This window comes from Flavobacterium sp. F52 (assembly GCF_000278705.1).
In the GTDB taxonomy this organism is placed as follows: domain Bacteria; phylum Bacteroidota; class Bacteroidia; order Flavobacteriales; family Flavobacteriaceae; genus Flavobacterium; species Flavobacterium anhuiense.
In genome coordinates, this window is record NZ_AKZQ01000031.1 from 1 (window position 1) to 16,011 (window position 16,011).

A 16,011-nucleotide genomic window follows, 5' to 3' on the forward strand; every position below is an offset into this window, starting at 1 on the left:
AGATTTTAGATTTTAGATTTTCTAATAAAAAAACCGAAAATCAAAAATTTGATTTTCGGTTTTTTTTAATCTTTGTCCCTTTGAACCTCTGCTCCTTTGAACCTTTGTTCCTCTGAACCTTTGCACCTTAAAAACTAAGATCCTCTCTGTCTCCTTCCTCCTTTTTTGCTTTCAGCAAAATTTCCAATTTTATAAGCTAAAGAAAACATCACATATCGTTTTAAAACTGTATTCTCTTCATCTCGAATAGAAGTTGGCGAAATGGTTCTTGTTGCACTTTGGTTTTGATTTAAAACATCGTACACTTTCACTTTAGCATAAAGTTTTTTATCTAAAAATCCGTAAGACAAACTTGTATTCCAAAGGAAGAAATCCTTTTTAAAATCGTCTGAAATATTCGAATTATAAGTATATCCAAAGTCATTCCCAAAAATTAAATTAGCAGGCCAATACGATGTTGTCTGCATATTAATTCTGTGAATTACGTTTGAAGTCGCGTCTCTTGAAAAATTTTCATATCGCGTTTCGTTGTATGATAAACTGTAAGATGGCGCAATAGAAAGCACTTCGCCATAATCATAAGAAGCATAAACACTTGGCGTAACTACAACCGATTTTGCGTAATATAAAACCGCATTTGTAAATCCTTTATCAAAATTATAATTACCGCTTAAACGCAACCCGTATCTTAAAGTGTGTGCATCTTTTTTAATCTGCTGATTCCAGTTTCCTCCAACCGAAGCCGAGTAAGTTCCTGAAATATTTACGTAAGTTGTATTTCTTTTTCCGCTATCATCATAAATCGAAGTAGAAACAATATCATTATTATAATAATCTCCTTTAAGAAATAAACTATAGCCAGAACGCGTTCTAAAGTCAAAATTCTTAAAATCGATACCCGCAGTACTTTTTTCAATCGGATTAAGATTTGGGTTTCCGATTACGCTGTTTAACGGATTATTTAAATCTGCAACTGGCATTAATTGTGTTGCCGACGGAAGTGCATTAGAGTAATCATATTTGAAAGTTAAGTTTTTAGAACGGTTAAATTTGTATCGAAGCTGGGCTGTTCCGTACGGAAGCATATATCTTTTATTCAGATCTGTAGCCTGATTTAAATAAAAGGAATGATTATCAAACTCCACAATTGATGTTCTCGAATTTACATTCAGCGTAAATTTACTTTTTTGCCAAGTAATCCCCACTTTTGGCGTAATCGAATTTTGTTTTGATGTGGTATAATTGGTCAGTGATAAATTTAAATCTGAATATTCTTGCGAAGCATCATCAAAATTAAATGTCTTTTGATCGTTCATAGAACTCTGCCAATCAAAATCGGTTCCGAAACGCAATCTCAGCGAATCTGTCACAGGCTCTGTGTATTCTAAGTCAAGCGAATACGCATCGCTTTTTGATGTATTTTTTGCATTCTGATTTCTTTCATCATTTGGTTTATTATCTTGATAAAAAATAGTCTCAGAAATATTGATTCCGTTCGAATCATTTTTAGTGTTATTGTTATTAAAAACCACACTTAAATTTCGCGATTGCTTCTTAAAAGTTTTATTGAAGTTAATACTGTTAGCAAAACTTGTATTAGAACTTTCGGTATGCGATGTGGCTGTACTTTCGTTTAATGCATCGCCATTTTCATTTTGTGAGAAAGTTGAAGATTCAGCATTATTATTAGATTCTGATAAATTCAATTTAGGAGCAAAAACAATCTGCATAGTTGGATTGATTTTGTATTCTAACTCGAAATTGACTTTGTTTCCTGTATTTTCATTTCTGGTTTTAGAATCTGCTTCGGTTAAAATATTCCCTGTTGGCAACAGACTAAGCTGATTCGATTTGCTATCATTTTTAGTCACGGCATTTGTAAAATTATAACTGCTCATAAACTCCAAATCTTTGGTCCAATCATCAGAATAATTAATTCCGGCCAAAGTAGATTGCGTAATTCCTTTTCCTCCACTGCTAGCGCCTTGACTTCCGCCTTTAGCATTTCGTCCGCCTCCCATATTATCAAAAACCTCATCCATAGAGAATCCGGTTGAGTTGATATTGTTTGAAGAAGCCAATACGCTTATTTTTTGTTTATTTTTAAAAAAGTTCATCATTAAACTGCTTTCATAGCGTTCGTCTGAACCATATCCTCCAAGCACTTTACCGAAATAGCCTTTATTTTTCTTTTCGTCAATGGTAATGTTTATACTCGAATAATCTGAAGTCGATTCTTGTTTGGCCAGTTCTTCTTTTTTGGTTTTAAAATCAGAAACCTGAACTTTTTTAATAATATCAGCCGGGAGGTTTTTAATGGCAATAGCTCCATCTTTATCAAAAAATGCTTTTCCGTTGACTAAAACCTGATTGACTTCTCGCCCATTTACCGTAATTTTTCCGGTATTATCAACATCAAATCCTGGCAACTGTTTCAGTAATGTTTCCACATTTGCATCAGGACGCACTTTATAAGAGCCTGCATTAAATTCTAAAGTGTCTTTTTTAATGGTAATTGGCGGTGCTTCGCTTTTAATTACCACCTCATTTAAAACATTGGCGTTTTCAAGCATATACAGTTTTCCGAAATCTTTACTTTCTGTAAGCCCTTTTTGCTCTTCAAAATAGGCTTGGTATCCTGTATAATTTACTTTTAAGAAAACTGGCTTATCAAACTTTTTGGTATTGATAATAAAATTTCCGTTTTTATCGGTTGTAGCATATTCAATAATGGTTGAATCTTTTACTGCTGTGAAGTAAACCGTGGCGAGTTCAAGCGGAAGCTGCGAGTTAATATCGACTACGGTCCCTTTAATAACGATATTATTTTGGGCGTTTGCCGAATAAACAAAAGCTAAAAACAATAGAAATGAATAAATTCTGGTCATAAAATTAGGTTAGTTAGATCGGTAAGACTAAAAAAAACAGAAAAGGTTTAATTGTGTTTTTTACATTTAACCAAATATGATGCCAATACAAAAAGCGATCTTTTAATAATCAAGACACCAAACATAAAAAAATCCCCTATTCAAGGGGATTTTTTTTTTATTTTTCTCTGATGTAAATATCGATCGGAACTCCTGCAAAATCCCATTTCTCACGAATTTTATTTTCCAAGTATCGTTTATAAGGCTCTTTAACATATTGCGGTAAATTGGCAAAAAACACAAATTGCGGCGTTTGAGTTGGTAACTGCATGCAATATTTAATTTTTACATACTTCCCTTTCATTGCTGGTGGCGGATAAGATTCAATCACCTTCAGCATGTATTCGTTGAATTTTGAAGTCGGAATTCTTTGTTTTCTATTTTCGTAAACTTGAACCGTTGCTTCAAGCGCTTTCAATAAACGCTGTTTTGTTAAAGCCGAAACGAATAAGATTGGCACATCTGTAAATGGCATCAATTCTTTTTTGATTTTCTCTTCGTAATCACGAGTTGACATGGTATCTTTTTCGACCAAATCCCATTTGTTTACCAGGATTACAACACCTTTACGGTTTTTCTCTGCTAGCCAGAAAATACTTTGATCCTGACCTTCAAATCCGCGTGTAGCGTCGATTACCAAAATACAAATATCAGCATGTTCAATTGCTCTAACAGAACGCATTACAGAGTAAAACTCTAAATCTTCTTTTACTTTTGCTTTACGGCGAATTCCTGCAGTATCCACCAAATTAAATTCAAAACCAAAACGGTCAAATTTAGTATCAATAGCGTCACGAGTTGTTCCAGCAATATCGGTCACAATATAACGATCTTTACCAATCAAAGCATTGATAAAACTAGATTTTCCAGCATTCGGACGACCTACAACTGCAAAACGCGGCAATTCAACTTCTGGTGTAACTGGCTCTGGTTTTTCTGGGAAAGCTTCAATTAAGGCATCCAATAAATCTCCTGTTCCACTTCCAGAAATACTTGCAAAAGTATAATAATCGCCCAAACCAAGGTTATAAAACTCAACTGCGTCTTTCTCACGCATCGCGTTGTCAACCTTATTTACAGCCAATAAAACTGGTTTTGTAACTTTACGAAGCAATTTTGCAACGGTTTCATCCATTGGCGTAATCCCTTCTTCAACATCCACCACAAAAATAATAACATCGGCTTCGTCGATAGCAAGCTCTACCTGTTTACGGATTTCACCTTCGAAAATATCATCAGATCCTCGAACATATCCACCTGTATCAATGACAGAAAACTCTTTTCCGTTCCACTCGCTTTTACCATAGTTTCTATCACGGGTAACCCCAGATACTGAATCTACAATAGCTTCTCTTCTTTGTATCAGCCTATTAAAAAGGGTCGATTTCCCTACATTAGGTCTTCCTACTATCGCAACAATGTTATTACTCATTTTATTGAATTTTAGATTTTAGACTTTAGATTTCAGATTCTTAGCTTCCTAAAAACCTAATCACTTATAATCCAAAATGCTTTATTTAAATTTTTTGCAAAGGTAATCTTTTTTAGTTTGCAGTCACAGTTTTAAGTATTCAGTCAAAAAAACTGATCAAAATGGGACTCTAAACTAAAGCATACTACTTTTTTAGCAACTATTTTTTTGATATATTTTAGTTTACAATTCAGTTACAGTTTTCAGACTGAGACTGTAAACCGAGACTGAAAACTCTTTTTACTGGTTATAACCAAATCGTTTCAGCATATTTGCGTTGCTTCTCCAATTTTTGTTCACTTTTACGTAAAGCTCAATGTGAATTTGTTTTCCGAAGAATTTCTCTAAATCAGCACGGGCATCGGTTCCAACTTTTTTCAAAGCTGCGCCTTTATGTCCGATAATGATTCCTTTTTGTGTATCGCGCTCCACCATAATTACCGAACGGATTCTAATAATATTGTCTGTTTCATGAAATTCTTCTGTTACAATTTCAACTGCGTATGGAATTTCTTTAGCGTAGTTCAATAAGATTTTCTCACGGATAGTTTCATTTACGAAGAAACGTTCTGGTTTGTCCGTTAATTGATCTTTCGGGTAATAAGGTGGTGATTCTGGCAATAATTCGATAATTCTTCCAAAGACTTCTGGAACGTTGAAATTCTGCAAAGCCGAAATTGGGAAAATTTCTGCGTTTGGCACTTTTTCTTTCCAAAAAGCCACTTGCTGTTCTAATTGTTCTTGGTTTGAATTATCAATTTTATTTAAAAGCAATAAAACCGGAATCTTAGCATGAATGATTTTCTTGAAGAAGTCTTCGTCTTTCAAGTCCTGCTCCCCTATTTCGACCATGTAGATTAAAATGTCAGCATCTTCAAAAGCCGATTTTACAAAGTTCATCATCGATTCCTGCATTTCGTATGCTGGTTTGATGATTCCAGGCGTATCAGATAGAACCAATTGAAAGTCTTCTCCGTTTACGATTCCTAGAATTCTATGACGTGTAGTTTGTGCTTTTGATGTAATGATCGACAATCGTTCTCCAACGAAAGCGTTCATCAATGTTGATTTTCCAACATTTGGATTTCCGATAATATTTACGAAACCTGCTTTATGTGACATTTGCATGATATTTTAAGATGCAAAGGTAGTCATATCAACTCAATACAGAAAATAAAACATTTTTTAAAGTTTTCGTTGGATTTTTAAAAAATCGGCGTATCTTTGCACCCGAAACATCGCGGGATAGAGCAGTAGGCAGCTCGTCGGGCTCATAACCCGAAGGTCACAGGTTCGAGTCCTGTTCCCGCTACACAGACAAAAGCTTCAGAGAAATCTGAAGCTTTTTTGTTTTCTACCAAAAACGCATCCATGGCTTCTCCCGATTTAACAAAAAAAAGCTTATTTACAAAAGTGTTTTGATTTTAGAAATTAAATGCTAAATTAGCTATCTATCATCCTCTTATTTAAATATTTGCCTATTTATTCTCATTAGAAAATCCAAATATAATCTCGTTGTGTTTAATGGCAATAGACAAACAAAATAACACCTCGTTAATTACCTTTATAGATACCGAAATCGAATCGGCTAAAGGTAAAATCCTTGATATAGGTGCAATTAAAGAAGATGGTAATCGCTTTCATAGTGTTTCCCTAGGAAATTTTACCCAGTTTCTGAAAGGAAGCGAGTATATCTGTGGTCACAATATCTTAAATCATGATATTAAATTTATTGACCAAACTATCAATGAAGCTGGTGTTCCTCCTAGAAACATAATTGATACCTTACATTTATCTCCCCTACTATTTCCAACAAAACCTTACCATGCTTTATTAAAAGATGATAAACTTCAGACAGAAGAACTTAATAATCCATTAAACGATTCCATTAAGGCTCGTGATTTATTTAATGGTGAAGTTGCCGCTTTTTCACAAATTGATGAAGTACTTAAAGAAATTTTTTATTCTCTTTTACATCCCACAAAAGAATTTGGTGCTTTTTTTCGTTTTATAAATTATAAGAGTACTAGATCCAATTTGGAAGCGCAGATTAGATTAAAATTCCAAGGTGAAATTTGCGAACACTCAAATATTAGCAAAATAAAGGCTGAACATCCCATTGAATTGGCTTACTGCCTATCGCTTATTAATTCATTTATAGTTCACAGAAACGTTTACTCCATTACGCCTCCCTGGGTTCTAAAGAACTATCCTGAGGTAGAAAGCATAATGTTATTATTACGAAGCAAACCTTGCATAACTGGATGCAATTATTGCAATAATGCTCTGAACATCCACAAAGGGTTAAAAAAATTTTTTGGTTTTGATTCTTATCGCACTTATGGAGGCGAACCTCTTCAAGAAAAAGCTGTTAATGCAGCTGTAAATAATAAGTCGGTTCTGGCTGTTTTTCCAACTGGCGGAGGAAAATCAATTACTTTTCAAGTTCCAGCACTTATGAGTGCCGAAAACTCAAAAGGACTAACTATTATAATTTCTCCACTCCAGTCTTTAATGAAAGATCAAGTTGACAACCTTGAAAAAAATGGAATAACGCAAGCGGTAACTATTAATGGACTATTAGACCCAATTGAAAGAGCAAAATCATTTGAAAGAATTGAAGATGGCTCTGCTTCTATTCTATACATTTCACCTGAATCTCTTCGCTCAAAGACTATCGAGAAGTTAATTTTAGGAAGAAAAATAGCCCGTTTTGTAATTGATGAAGCTCATTGTTTTTCATCATGGGGACAAGATTTCAGGGTTGATTATCTATATATTGGCGATTTTATAAAATTAATTCAAGAAAAGAAAAATCTAGACGAAGGTATACCAGTATCCTGCTTTACCGCAACAGCCAAACAAAAGGTAATTGAAGACATAAGAGACTATTTTAGAGAAAAATTATCAATCGAACTTGAATTATTTACATCAAAAGCATCAAGAACTAATCTTCAGTATAGAGTTTTTGAAAAGCAAAATGAAGAAGAAAAATATTTGGCTACGAGAGACTTAATTGAAGAGAAAAACTGTCCAACAATTATTTATGTATCCAGAACACTTAAAGCCAATAAGTTAGCTGACCAGCTATTAAAAGATGGCTTTAATGCTAAACCATACCATGGGAAAATGGACAAAAAGGAGAAGAATGAAAACCAGAATTCCTTTTTAAATGGCGAAACTCAAATTATGGTAGCCACTTCTGCATTTGGTATGGGAGTAGACAAAAAAGATATAGGGTTAGTCATTCATTATGAAATCTCCGATTCGCTCGAAAATTATGTTCAAGAAGCTGGACGTGCAGGCAGGGATGAAAATATATCAGGCGATTGTTTTGTATTGTTTAATGAGGAAGACCTCAGCAAACATTTTATTCTTCTTAACCAAACCAAACTTTCTATAAAAGAAATCCAGCAGGTCTGGAAAGCAATAAAGGATATTACTAGATTTCGATCTAAGGTATCTAATTCTGCATTAGAAATTGCCCGAAAAGCAGGTTGGGATGATAATGTTGCAGAAATTGAAACACGTGTAACTACAGCAATAGCAGCCTTGGAAGATGCAGGTTATTTAAAGCGTGGACAGAACATGCCAAGGGTGTTTGCAAGCAGCATTTTATCTAAAAATGCACAGGAAGCTATTAACAAAATAGAAGCTTCGAAAAAATTTGAAGAAAAGCAAAAGGAACAAGGTGTACGCATTATGAAAAAACTCTTTTCTAGTAAAAGCAGAAAAGAAACTAACAGCGAAACTCCAGAATCGAGAGTAGACTATATTAGTGATCATTTAGGCATTGTACGAGAAGAAGTCATCAATATTATAAGCTTATTGCGAGAAGAAAATATTCTGGCCGATGCCAAAGATTTGACTGCATTTATAAAAAATACAGACAATAAAAATCGGTCTTTAGCCATTGTAGAGTCATACAGCAAAATTGAAAAGTTTTTATTGTCGATATTAAAAGAAGATGAGAGTATTTTTCATTTGAAAGAATTAAATGAGTTTGCTGAAAAAGAGGGCTGTGAAGGTGTAAACACCAATAAAATAAAAACGATAATTAACTTTTGGTCTATTAAAAACTGGATTAAAAGAAAAAACTTAGATCATTTTAAGAACCATATTGCAATACTCTGCCTTCAAAGCAAGAAGCAATTAACTGATAAACTTGAAATACGATACGAACTTGCAAAGTTTATTGTTGACTTCTTTTTTAACAAAACCAGTTCCGAAACTGCAAAAAATCAGACAGATAAAGATGAAATTTTGGTCGAGTTTTCAGTACACGAACTAAAAGTTGCTTATGATAACAGCTCCAATCTTTTCAAAAAAGAAATAACTATTTATGACATTGAAGATACATTATTCTATCTTTCGCGAATCGAAGCAATAAAGATCGAAGGCGGTTTTCTTGTAGTTTATAATGCTTTAACAATCGAGCGAACTGAACAGGATAATAAAAAACGATATACTAAAGACGATTATCAAAAACTCAATCAATTTTATGAAAGCAAAGTCCAGCAAATTCACATAGTGGGCGAATATGCTCAAAGAATGATTAATGATTACAAAAATGCACTTCAGTTTGTAGAAGATTATTTTCAGCTCAACTACAGTTCCTTTTTAAATAAATATTTTAAAGGAAGCGAAAGACAGAACGAGATTAAAAGAAATATTACTCCAGCAAAATTTAGACAGCTATTTGGAGAACTTTCTCCCGCACAATTAAAAATTATAAAAGACAATGAAACACAACATATCGTTGTTGCTGCGGGTCCAGGCAGTGGCAAAACGAAGGTATTGGTCCATAAATTGGCTTCGCTATTGTTAATGGAAGATGTAAAACATGAACAATTGCTCATGTTGACGTTCTCAAGAGCTGCCGTTATCGAATTTAAAAAGCGTTTATTAAAGCTTATAGGTAATGCAGCCAATTTTATCGAAATTAAGACATTTCATTCTTATTGTTTTGATCTTTTAGGCAAGGTTGGCACTTTAGAAAAATCTACCGATATTTTAAACACTACAGTCGAAAAAATTAAAAACGGTGATGTTGAAACTAATAAAATAACTAAAACTGTTTTGGTCATCGACGAAGCCCAAGATATGAATTCTGATGAGTTTGCACTAATAAACGCTTTGCTTGAGCAGAATGAGGATATGAGAGTTATTGCAGTTGGAGATGATGATCAAAATATTTATGAATTTAGAGGCGCGAGTTCTAAATATCTTGAACAGTTCATCTATCAAAATAAAGCAATAAAACATGAATTGGTCGAAAATTATCGCAGCAAAAACAATTTGGTTATGTTTACAAATCAATTTGTTCAACAAATCCAGCACCGTCTAAAAGAAACACAAATTATTGCAAATCAAATTGATAATGGAAAAATCAAGATTGTTACGCACCAAAATGGCAATTTGATAACACCTTTGGTACACGACGTATGCAACGCAGATCTTTCTGGAACTACTTGTGTAATTACGAAAACTAACGAAGAAGCTATAAAAGTTGCAGGATTGCTTTTAAAAAATGGCATAATGGCAAAATTAATACAATCTAATGATGGTTTTAATTTGTCCAATCTTGTTGAAGTTAGATTTTTATTGAATGAAATAGATTCAGAATCGGGTGTTTACACCATTAGTGATGAAATTTGGGATAAGGCAAAAATTGAGTTAAATAACACTTTCCGCAAAAGCAACAAACTGGAGATTTGTCAGAATATCATAAAAGATTTTGAAACTACTAATCCTAATAGAAAATACAAATCTGATTTGGAAGTTTTAATTAGGGAATCTAAATTGGAGGATTTTTATAGTGAAAATGGCGAAACAATTTTTGTATCAACCATTCATAAAGCTAAAGGAAAAGAGTTTGACAATGTATATCTCTTACTTGAAAACTTTAATGCAATTACAGATGAAGCTAAACGTCAATTGTACGTAGCCATGACTCGAGCCAAACGCAATCTAAATATCCATTTAAATGGAGATTATCTCAATTTTTTAACTGCTGAAAATCTTGAACATAAAAATGATCTTGAAATTTATATGCCTCCTGATAAAATTGCTGTTCATGCAACCTTAAAAGATATTTGGCTTGACTTCTTTATAGAAAGACAAACTTTAGTTTCCCAACTCACGTGTGGAGAAATACTTTTTGTTGAAAGTAACGAATGCTTAAACTCAAGTGGTCAATCTGTGTTGAAATTCTCAAAACATTTCATTGAGAAAATCGAAATAATGAAATCAAAACAGTACGAATTAAAAAGCGCGAAGATAAATTTCATATTGCATTGGTTTAAAGAAGAAACTGCACAGGATATCAAAGTTATATTACCTGAGCTTTATTTTGAAATTAATAGACATCATTAAAAATGAGATATTCCTTATTACAAGCCAACTAAAAATAAAAACAGCTTCAGTTTTTTTCTAGAGCTGCTTTATTGCAAAATACTAAATCTATTTGTTAACATTTCATCTATCAAAAGCAATCTTTCTAGTTTTAGGCGAATTATAAACACAGGCCAAAATAACGAAAAACAAGCTGCATAAGGAAGATAGCGATCTTATGTTATTCCAAAAATTCCAACGGTCTTCGAAGATATTTCTCATTTGTCTCGCACTTGTACTTGAAACATTTGAAAGTTCAAACAACTCCAGCTTATTATTTAGAGGAACGTTTACAAACGCCGTTACAGCAAACACACCAATTGAATAAAACAGTGTAGCTATAAAGAGCAACAGAAACGATTTCTTTTTGTAATGCAGAAAACTAGTAATTGGAAGCAAAAGTAAAGTGCCAAAAAAACAAATGAAAAATGGCATATTTTGAATCTCTCGATTAATATTCTGCATGGCATTTAGAAACTCCTTATCGTTTAGTTTTCCCAATCCTAAGCTCACCGAAATCGAGTACGAAAAGAAAAGCCCAGCCATTAATGCTGTTGTCGTTGCCGTAACAATTAGTAGAATATTTGATGCTCTCATTTTAATTGGAAATGCTAACGGTTCTTTTTAAATATTCATTGGTATTTAGTTGACGTATCATAAAATCTGCAACTTCTTTACGGGCAATTTTCAGATTGAGTTTTTTATAACTTCCGTCAAAACCTATGCGATACGTATTGGTAATTTGGCCATCCGTAAAGGCACTAGGTCGAACAATTGTATAATCCAAACTGCTGTCCAAAATATATTTCTCTTGCAACTTATGGTCTTTAAATGCTTTTTTTAGCAACATTCCGAACATAACGTGTTTCCAGATAAAATTAAGATTTCCATAGCTTTCGCCCAAGCCGAGCGTCGTTTGGCAAATCAGCCTATTTAATCCTTTTTTTCTCATGGCTTCAATAATGTTTTTTGTTCCTTCTGCACGTATTTTACCTTTTCTACCATCGCCTAAGGCACAAAAAACAGCTTCGTGATTCTGTAGCGCGTTCTCAACATCATTCAAACTCAAAACATCACCTACATGAATATGAAGGTTAGGATGAGAAATGCTTTGTAGTTTTTGAGGATCACGAACAAAAGCTGTTACTTCATCACCATTTTTTAATGCTTGTTTTACGATTTCAATGCCAACTGTACCTGTGGCTCCAAAGATTATAACTTTCATTGTATCAATATTTAAGATTAGTGATACAAAATTGCAATAGATAAATGTCCTAAAATAGAATAAAAGCGACAGTGATAATTATTTCTCAAATGATTTTGGAGTTTTACCAGTAAAAGCTTTAAAAACTTTTATAAAATGAGATTGATCTGAAAACCCATTCTGATATACAATGTCGGTATGTTTTTCATAATCTTTAACTGTCAATTGATCTAATGAGGCTTGAAATTGGATAATCTTGGCAAATTGCTTGGGAGTAAGCCCTGTTTCAGTTAGAAATCTTCGCTCAAAGGTGCGAATATTGAACTTTAATTTACCAGCAATCGAGCGGATACTTTCTTGACCTTTTGTTTGAAAAATGTATTCTATACCTTGCCGTATTTCAAAATCAAGGTTTTCTTTTTTCTTTTCAAAATACCGTAAAAGCAATTTTGATATAATTTCAATTTTATCTTTTACGCTTTCGCTCAATTCTAGTTGTTTTTTAAGCCAGCTTATATCTTCTTCAGTATCATCAAAGTAGTAACAATTGTCATTTATGCTCTGGGGCTGTATATCAAAAAATGTCTTCAAAACGTAGGGATACAACTGAAAAACGATAATAAGAAATGCGCCCGAAATCTCAAGCTCAATTGGCAAAATGGTTTGGCCATAAAGAAAAACTTCCGGCATCTTTTTATCGTGAGGTTTTACGATCAATCCGTGATCGGTTTGCTGAAACATTAAACCTGGACAACCATCTGCAAAAAAAGGCAATGTTGTATGTATATTTTTATCTTCATTTTCAAACACCCATATATTTTTCACAAAAAGAGAAATAGAGTCTTCGGGAACAATATTTTGATAGTTCATATTATTGTGATTACCGATTTTATATCTATCAAATATCTGAAAATTTTCCAAAACGCAAATTTCGAGACATTTATGAAGCTTTTCAACTGTCAACAACAGTAACACTAAAGCAATCTGATTATTCAGAACTAGCTATTTTGCAATAAACTAAAAAACACAGTCTTCAAAAATATTTTTTTTCTATCTTCCCAAAATAAAATCATATAAAATGAGCCAACTGTTTTCAATAAAAAAATCATTTTTATTCAGCTTCATTGTACTAACCAGCTATTTCTTGGTTTCTTTCCATATAAAAAATACAGAACAGAGCACTTCTTATAAAACCAAAAAAGTGCTGATTTTTTCTAAAACCAATGGCTTCAGACATGAAAGCATTCCCTCCGGAATTGCAGCGATAAAAAAACTGGGACAAGAAAATCATTTTATTGTAGACGCTACTGAAGACTCTCTGGCAATTAATTCAAAAAACTTGAAACAATATCAAGCCGTTATATTTTTAAGTGCCTCAGGTAATGTTTTAGGCGAAAATCAAAAATTGGCTTTACAAAAATTCATAGAAAACGGAAATGGTTTTGTCGGCATTCATTCGGCTACAAACTGCGAACCAAATTGGTCTTGGTATACGCAAATGATCGGCGGAATTTTTGAAGGACATCCTGAGCCGCAAAATGCCAAACTTATGATTGTAGATCACGAACATCCGTCTACAAAACATCTTCCTGCAATCTGGGAAAGAAAAGACGAATGGTACAATTTTAAATATTTAAACCCAAACGTAAACGTGCTTATAAAAATTGATGAATCTTCGTATAAAGGTGGTAAACATGGCGATAATCATCCTCTGGCATGGTATCATGAATATGATGGTGGCAGAGTATTTTACACTGCCTTAGGACACAGCTCTGAAAGTTATAGCGATCCTCTTTTTGTACAGCATTTACTCGGAGGAATTACCTATGCTTTAGGGAAATAGTTTATACAAAATTATACATCAAAAAAGATGAAATAATCAAATTTGTGTAAGGCATAATTTTCTAAACTAATAAAGAAAGCTTCAGACTTCTCTGAAGCTTTCTTTACTTGAATAAATACTGTCCAATTGTATGCAAGCATTTAGTTTATTAGAAAATTTTACAAAGATCTTTTACATGCATTTAATCGTCCCGCCATCTACCCTAATGGTAGCTCCACTAATGTAATTAGCATAAGTACTACAGAGATATGCAACTGTACCAGCAATTTCTTCAGGCTCTCCAAATCGTCCAGTATCATTTGGAATTAACTGTTCTACAGCCTTAGATTTTATTTCTTCTAAATTTGTCCCCCAATTAAACTTAGTTGCAGAATTTACAAGCCAATCTTCAACCATAGGATTTATAATTGCTCCAGGAGAAACAATATTTGAGGTTATTCCAGTTTCTTTCAATGATCTCGCAAGTGAAATAGAAAGATTATGTCTTGCAGCAAGGGTCGCATTATAATGTGGCTGCTCCTTAATAGGCTGTATGCCTAGCCCTCCACCGATATGAATAACTCGTCCCCAACCTAATGTTTTCATCTGCGGCACTATACGCTGAATCATTCTTACATATGAAACGACATTATTGTTATAAATTTCAGCCCAATCATCTGCTGTTGCTTCGCCCCAAGATTTATGGGATGTTGCCCCTGCGTTGTTAATTAAAATATCAATTTGACCATTTTTAAGAGCTGCAGAAGCAACCTCATCAGCTCCACTATCGGTACTAATATCTCCTAAAGCTATTTCAGCACTTCCTCCATTGCTAATAATTTCCTGACACACAACATTAGCACGATCTTTATTTCTACCATGAACTATAACAGTCGCTCCTTCATTTGCCAACATTTTAACTATTGATTCGCCAAGTCCCGAACTCGAACCCGTTACAAGCGCTCTTTTTCCTTTTAATTTTAAATCCATTTTATCTATAATTAATTATTCTTATTTTTTTGTAAAGGAGATATACCAAATTCTTTTTTGTATGCGTAAGAGAAATGAGACATATTAACAAAACCTATTTCTAAGTAAATGTCACTTGGGCTATGCTTGCAATTTTCTATTAAGTATCTTGCTTCAGAAAGCCGTTTTTTAGTAAGCCATCTGCTGGGAGTAATCTTAAACAATTTCGCAAAATCTCTTTTAAAGCCTGACAAACTGCGCCCAGTTAGAAAGGCAAATTTTTCCAATGGAACATTATATCTATAGTGGCCATTCATAAAACCTTCTAAATCCAGTTTTCCGGGCTCATTAAATTCAAACAGCATTTGCTTAATTTCAGGATCAATGTCAGCAAGTATTAAAACCAGTTCTTTAATTTTAATTCGTAAAGTTTCACTGTCAACCTCTTTTCTTTGGGTATATTCAATGAATAGAGCTACAGATTTTTTCAACATGCTATCTGCCCTGATAATCTTCACTCCTTCACCATGAAATCTTTCTGATTTAAAACCGATTTCTTTCGAAATTTCTTTAAGAGTATTTTGGTCAAAATGAATAGCTATTGAGTTGAAACCGTCAGCCTCTGTATGCTTAATCGATTTTGTTAATTGATTTCTTCTAAAGAAGCGGTAATCACCAGCCGTAAAAGTATATTTCTTATGTCCTATCCATACATCGTGTCTGCCACTTATGATATAACTAAAGATGTGATCGGACACAAAAGCTTCACTTTCGACATTATCTCCCAAATAGAAGTTATGCATAACCTTTGGCTCTGAAAGAGTTTGATCCTTTTTTGATTCCATTTTCTCCTCATTTTTATCTGATACAAATTTCTTAAATATATTAATCTGCTACTTTGTTCAAACGTCCAAATAATTTGTAGTGGCCAAAAAATATTTTCCCTAAATGATGCATAACAAGTAGGTTATATATTTGAGTTTCCTGCTACTAAATCAAAAAGCTTCAAATTTCTCTGAGGCTTTTTTATAAACATACTTTATCGAAATAAAACCCGTTATTGCTTTACAATAATTTAATATCACGTTTTCTCAAGAACTGATTTTAAATTATTAAATGTTTTATTAAATTTGCAATTCCGTAATGAAACCATTTTTTTTCATTCTAAAATTATGATTTTCATAGAAATACCACAAAAAGAAACTTTATAATCTCTAAAAAACAA

Annotated in this window: 10 protein-coding genes and 1 tRNA gene; 3 read left to right on the forward strand and 8 right to left on the reverse strand. The window is 33.3% G+C overall.

Going from position 1 to position 16,011, the window contains the following annotated elements:
- Nucleotides 1-134: 134 nt before the first annotated feature.
- The 3 genes from FF52_RS15660 to era form a co-directional block, all read right to left on the reverse strand.
- Nucleotides 135-2,888 carry an outer membrane beta-barrel protein gene (locus tag FF52_RS15660; RefSeq protein WP_008467013.1) on the reverse strand — a complete coding sequence of 918 codons (2,754 nt, stop codon included), beginning with the start codon at nt 2,886-2,888 and terminating at the stop codon, nt 135-137.
- Between the two features lie 157 nt (nt 2,889-3,045).
- The gene (der, locus tag FF52_RS15665; RefSeq protein ID WP_008467015.1) at nt 3,046-4,359 is read right to left on the reverse strand and encodes a ribosome biogenesis GTPase Der; all 1,314 of its coding nucleotides are present in this window, start codon (nt 4,357-4,359) and stop codon (nt 3,046-3,048) included.
- A gap of 279 nt (nt 4,360-4,638) precedes the next feature.
- A complete protein-coding gene (era, locus tag FF52_RS15670; protein WP_008467016.1) occupies nt 4,639-5,520 on the reverse strand; it encodes a GTPase Era in 882 nt (293 codons plus the stop codon).
- Between the two features lie 117 nt (nt 5,521-5,637).
- Between era and FF52_RS15675 the strand changes: the two genes are divergently transcribed.
- Both FF52_RS15675 and FF52_RS15680 read left to right on the forward strand, forming a co-directional pair.
- Nucleotides 5,638-5,710: transfer RNA gene (locus FF52_RS15675), tRNA-Met, on the forward strand.
- A gap of 212 nt (nt 5,711-5,922) precedes the next feature.
- Nucleotides 5,923-10,773 carry a RecQ family ATP-dependent DNA helicase gene (locus FF52_RS15680; RefSeq protein WP_008467017.1) on the forward strand — a complete coding sequence of 1,617 codons (4,851 nt, stop codon included), beginning with the start codon at nt 5,923-5,925 and terminating at the stop codon, nt 10,771-10,773.
- A gap of 102 nt (nt 10,774-10,875) precedes the next feature.
- On the opposite strand, the gene FF52_RS15685 is transcribed toward FF52_RS15680, so the two are convergent.
- The 3 genes from FF52_RS15685 to FF52_RS15695 all read right to left on the reverse strand — a co-directional run bounded on the left by FF52_RS15685 (nt 10,876) and on the right by FF52_RS15695 (nt 12,865).
- Entirely contained in the window at nt 10,876-11,388 is a 513-nt protein-coding gene (locus FF52_RS15685; RefSeq protein ID WP_008467018.1) for a DUF1772 domain-containing protein, read from the reverse strand.
- A 1-nt stretch (nt 11,389) separates the two neighbouring features.
- Nucleotides 11,390-12,016 carry an NAD(P)-dependent oxidoreductase gene (locus FF52_RS15690; RefSeq protein ID WP_008467019.1) on the reverse strand — a complete coding sequence of 209 codons (627 nt, stop codon included), beginning with the start codon at nt 12,014-12,016 and terminating at the stop codon, nt 11,390-11,392.
- 78 nt (nt 12,017-12,094) lie between these two features.
- Complete coding sequence (locus tag FF52_RS15695) at nt 12,095-12,865, reverse strand: helix-turn-helix domain-containing protein (protein WP_008467020.1); 771 nt, start codon at nt 12,863-12,865, stop codon at nt 12,095-12,097.
- A 208-nt stretch (nt 12,866-13,073) separates the two neighbouring features.
- Between FF52_RS15695 and FF52_RS15700 the strand changes: the two genes are divergently transcribed.
- On the forward strand, nt 13,074-13,838 hold the full coding sequence (locus FF52_RS15700; RefSeq protein ID WP_008467021.1) for a ThuA domain-containing protein: 765 nt from the start codon (nt 13,074-13,076) through the stop codon (nt 13,836-13,838).
- 171 nt (nt 13,839-14,009) lie between these two features.
- Here FF52_RS15700 and FF52_RS15705 read toward each other — a convergent pair whose 3' ends face one another.
- Together FF52_RS15705 and FF52_RS15710 are read right to left on the reverse strand one after the other, a co-directional pair.
- Complete coding sequence (locus FF52_RS15705) at nt 14,010-14,807, reverse strand: SDR family NAD(P)-dependent oxidoreductase (protein ID WP_008467022.1); 798 nt, start codon at nt 14,805-14,807, stop codon at nt 14,010-14,012.
- Nucleotides 14,808-14,818: 11 nt separating this feature from the next.
- On the reverse strand, nt 14,819-15,631 hold the full coding sequence (locus FF52_RS15710; RefSeq protein WP_008467023.1) for an AraC family transcriptional regulator: 813 nt from the start codon (nt 15,629-15,631) through the stop codon (nt 14,819-14,821).
- Nucleotides 15,632-16,011: the final 380 nt, after the last annotated feature.

Coding starts and splice junctions, on each gene's coding strand:
- FF52_RS15660 (WP_008467013.1), bottom strand. CDS start 2,888: ATGACCAGAATTTATTCATTTCTATTGTTTTTAGCTTTTGTTTATTCG.
- der (WP_008467015.1), bottom strand. CDS start 4,359: ATGAGTAATAACATTGTTGCGATAGTAGGAAGACCTAATGTAGGGAAA.
- era (WP_008467016.1), bottom strand. CDS start 5,520: ATGTCACATAAAGCAGGTTTCGTAAATATTATCGGAAATCCAAATGTT.
- FF52_RS15680 (WP_008467017.1), top strand. CDS start 5,923: ATGGCAATAGACAAACAAAATAACACCTCGTTAATTACCTTTATAGAT.
- FF52_RS15685 (WP_008467018.1), bottom strand. CDS start 11,388: ATGAGAGCATCAAATATTCTACTAATTGTTACGGCAACGACAACAGCA.
- FF52_RS15690 (WP_008467019.1), bottom strand. CDS start 12,016: ATGAAAGTTATAATCTTTGGAGCCACAGGTACAGTTGGCATTGAAATC.
- FF52_RS15695 (WP_008467020.1), bottom strand. CDS start 12,865: ATGAACTATCAAAATATTGTTCCCGAAGACTCTATTTCTCTTTTTGTG.
- FF52_RS15700 (WP_008467021.1), top strand. CDS start 13,074: ATGAGCCAACTGTTTTCAATAAAAAAATCATTTTTATTCAGCTTCATT.
- FF52_RS15705 (WP_008467022.1), bottom strand. CDS start 14,807: ATGGATTTAAAATTAAAAGGAAAAAGAGCGCTTGTAACGGGTTCGAGT.
- FF52_RS15710 (WP_008467023.1), bottom strand. CDS start 15,631: ATGGAATCAAAAAAGGATCAAACTCTTTCAGAGCCAAAGGTTATGCAT.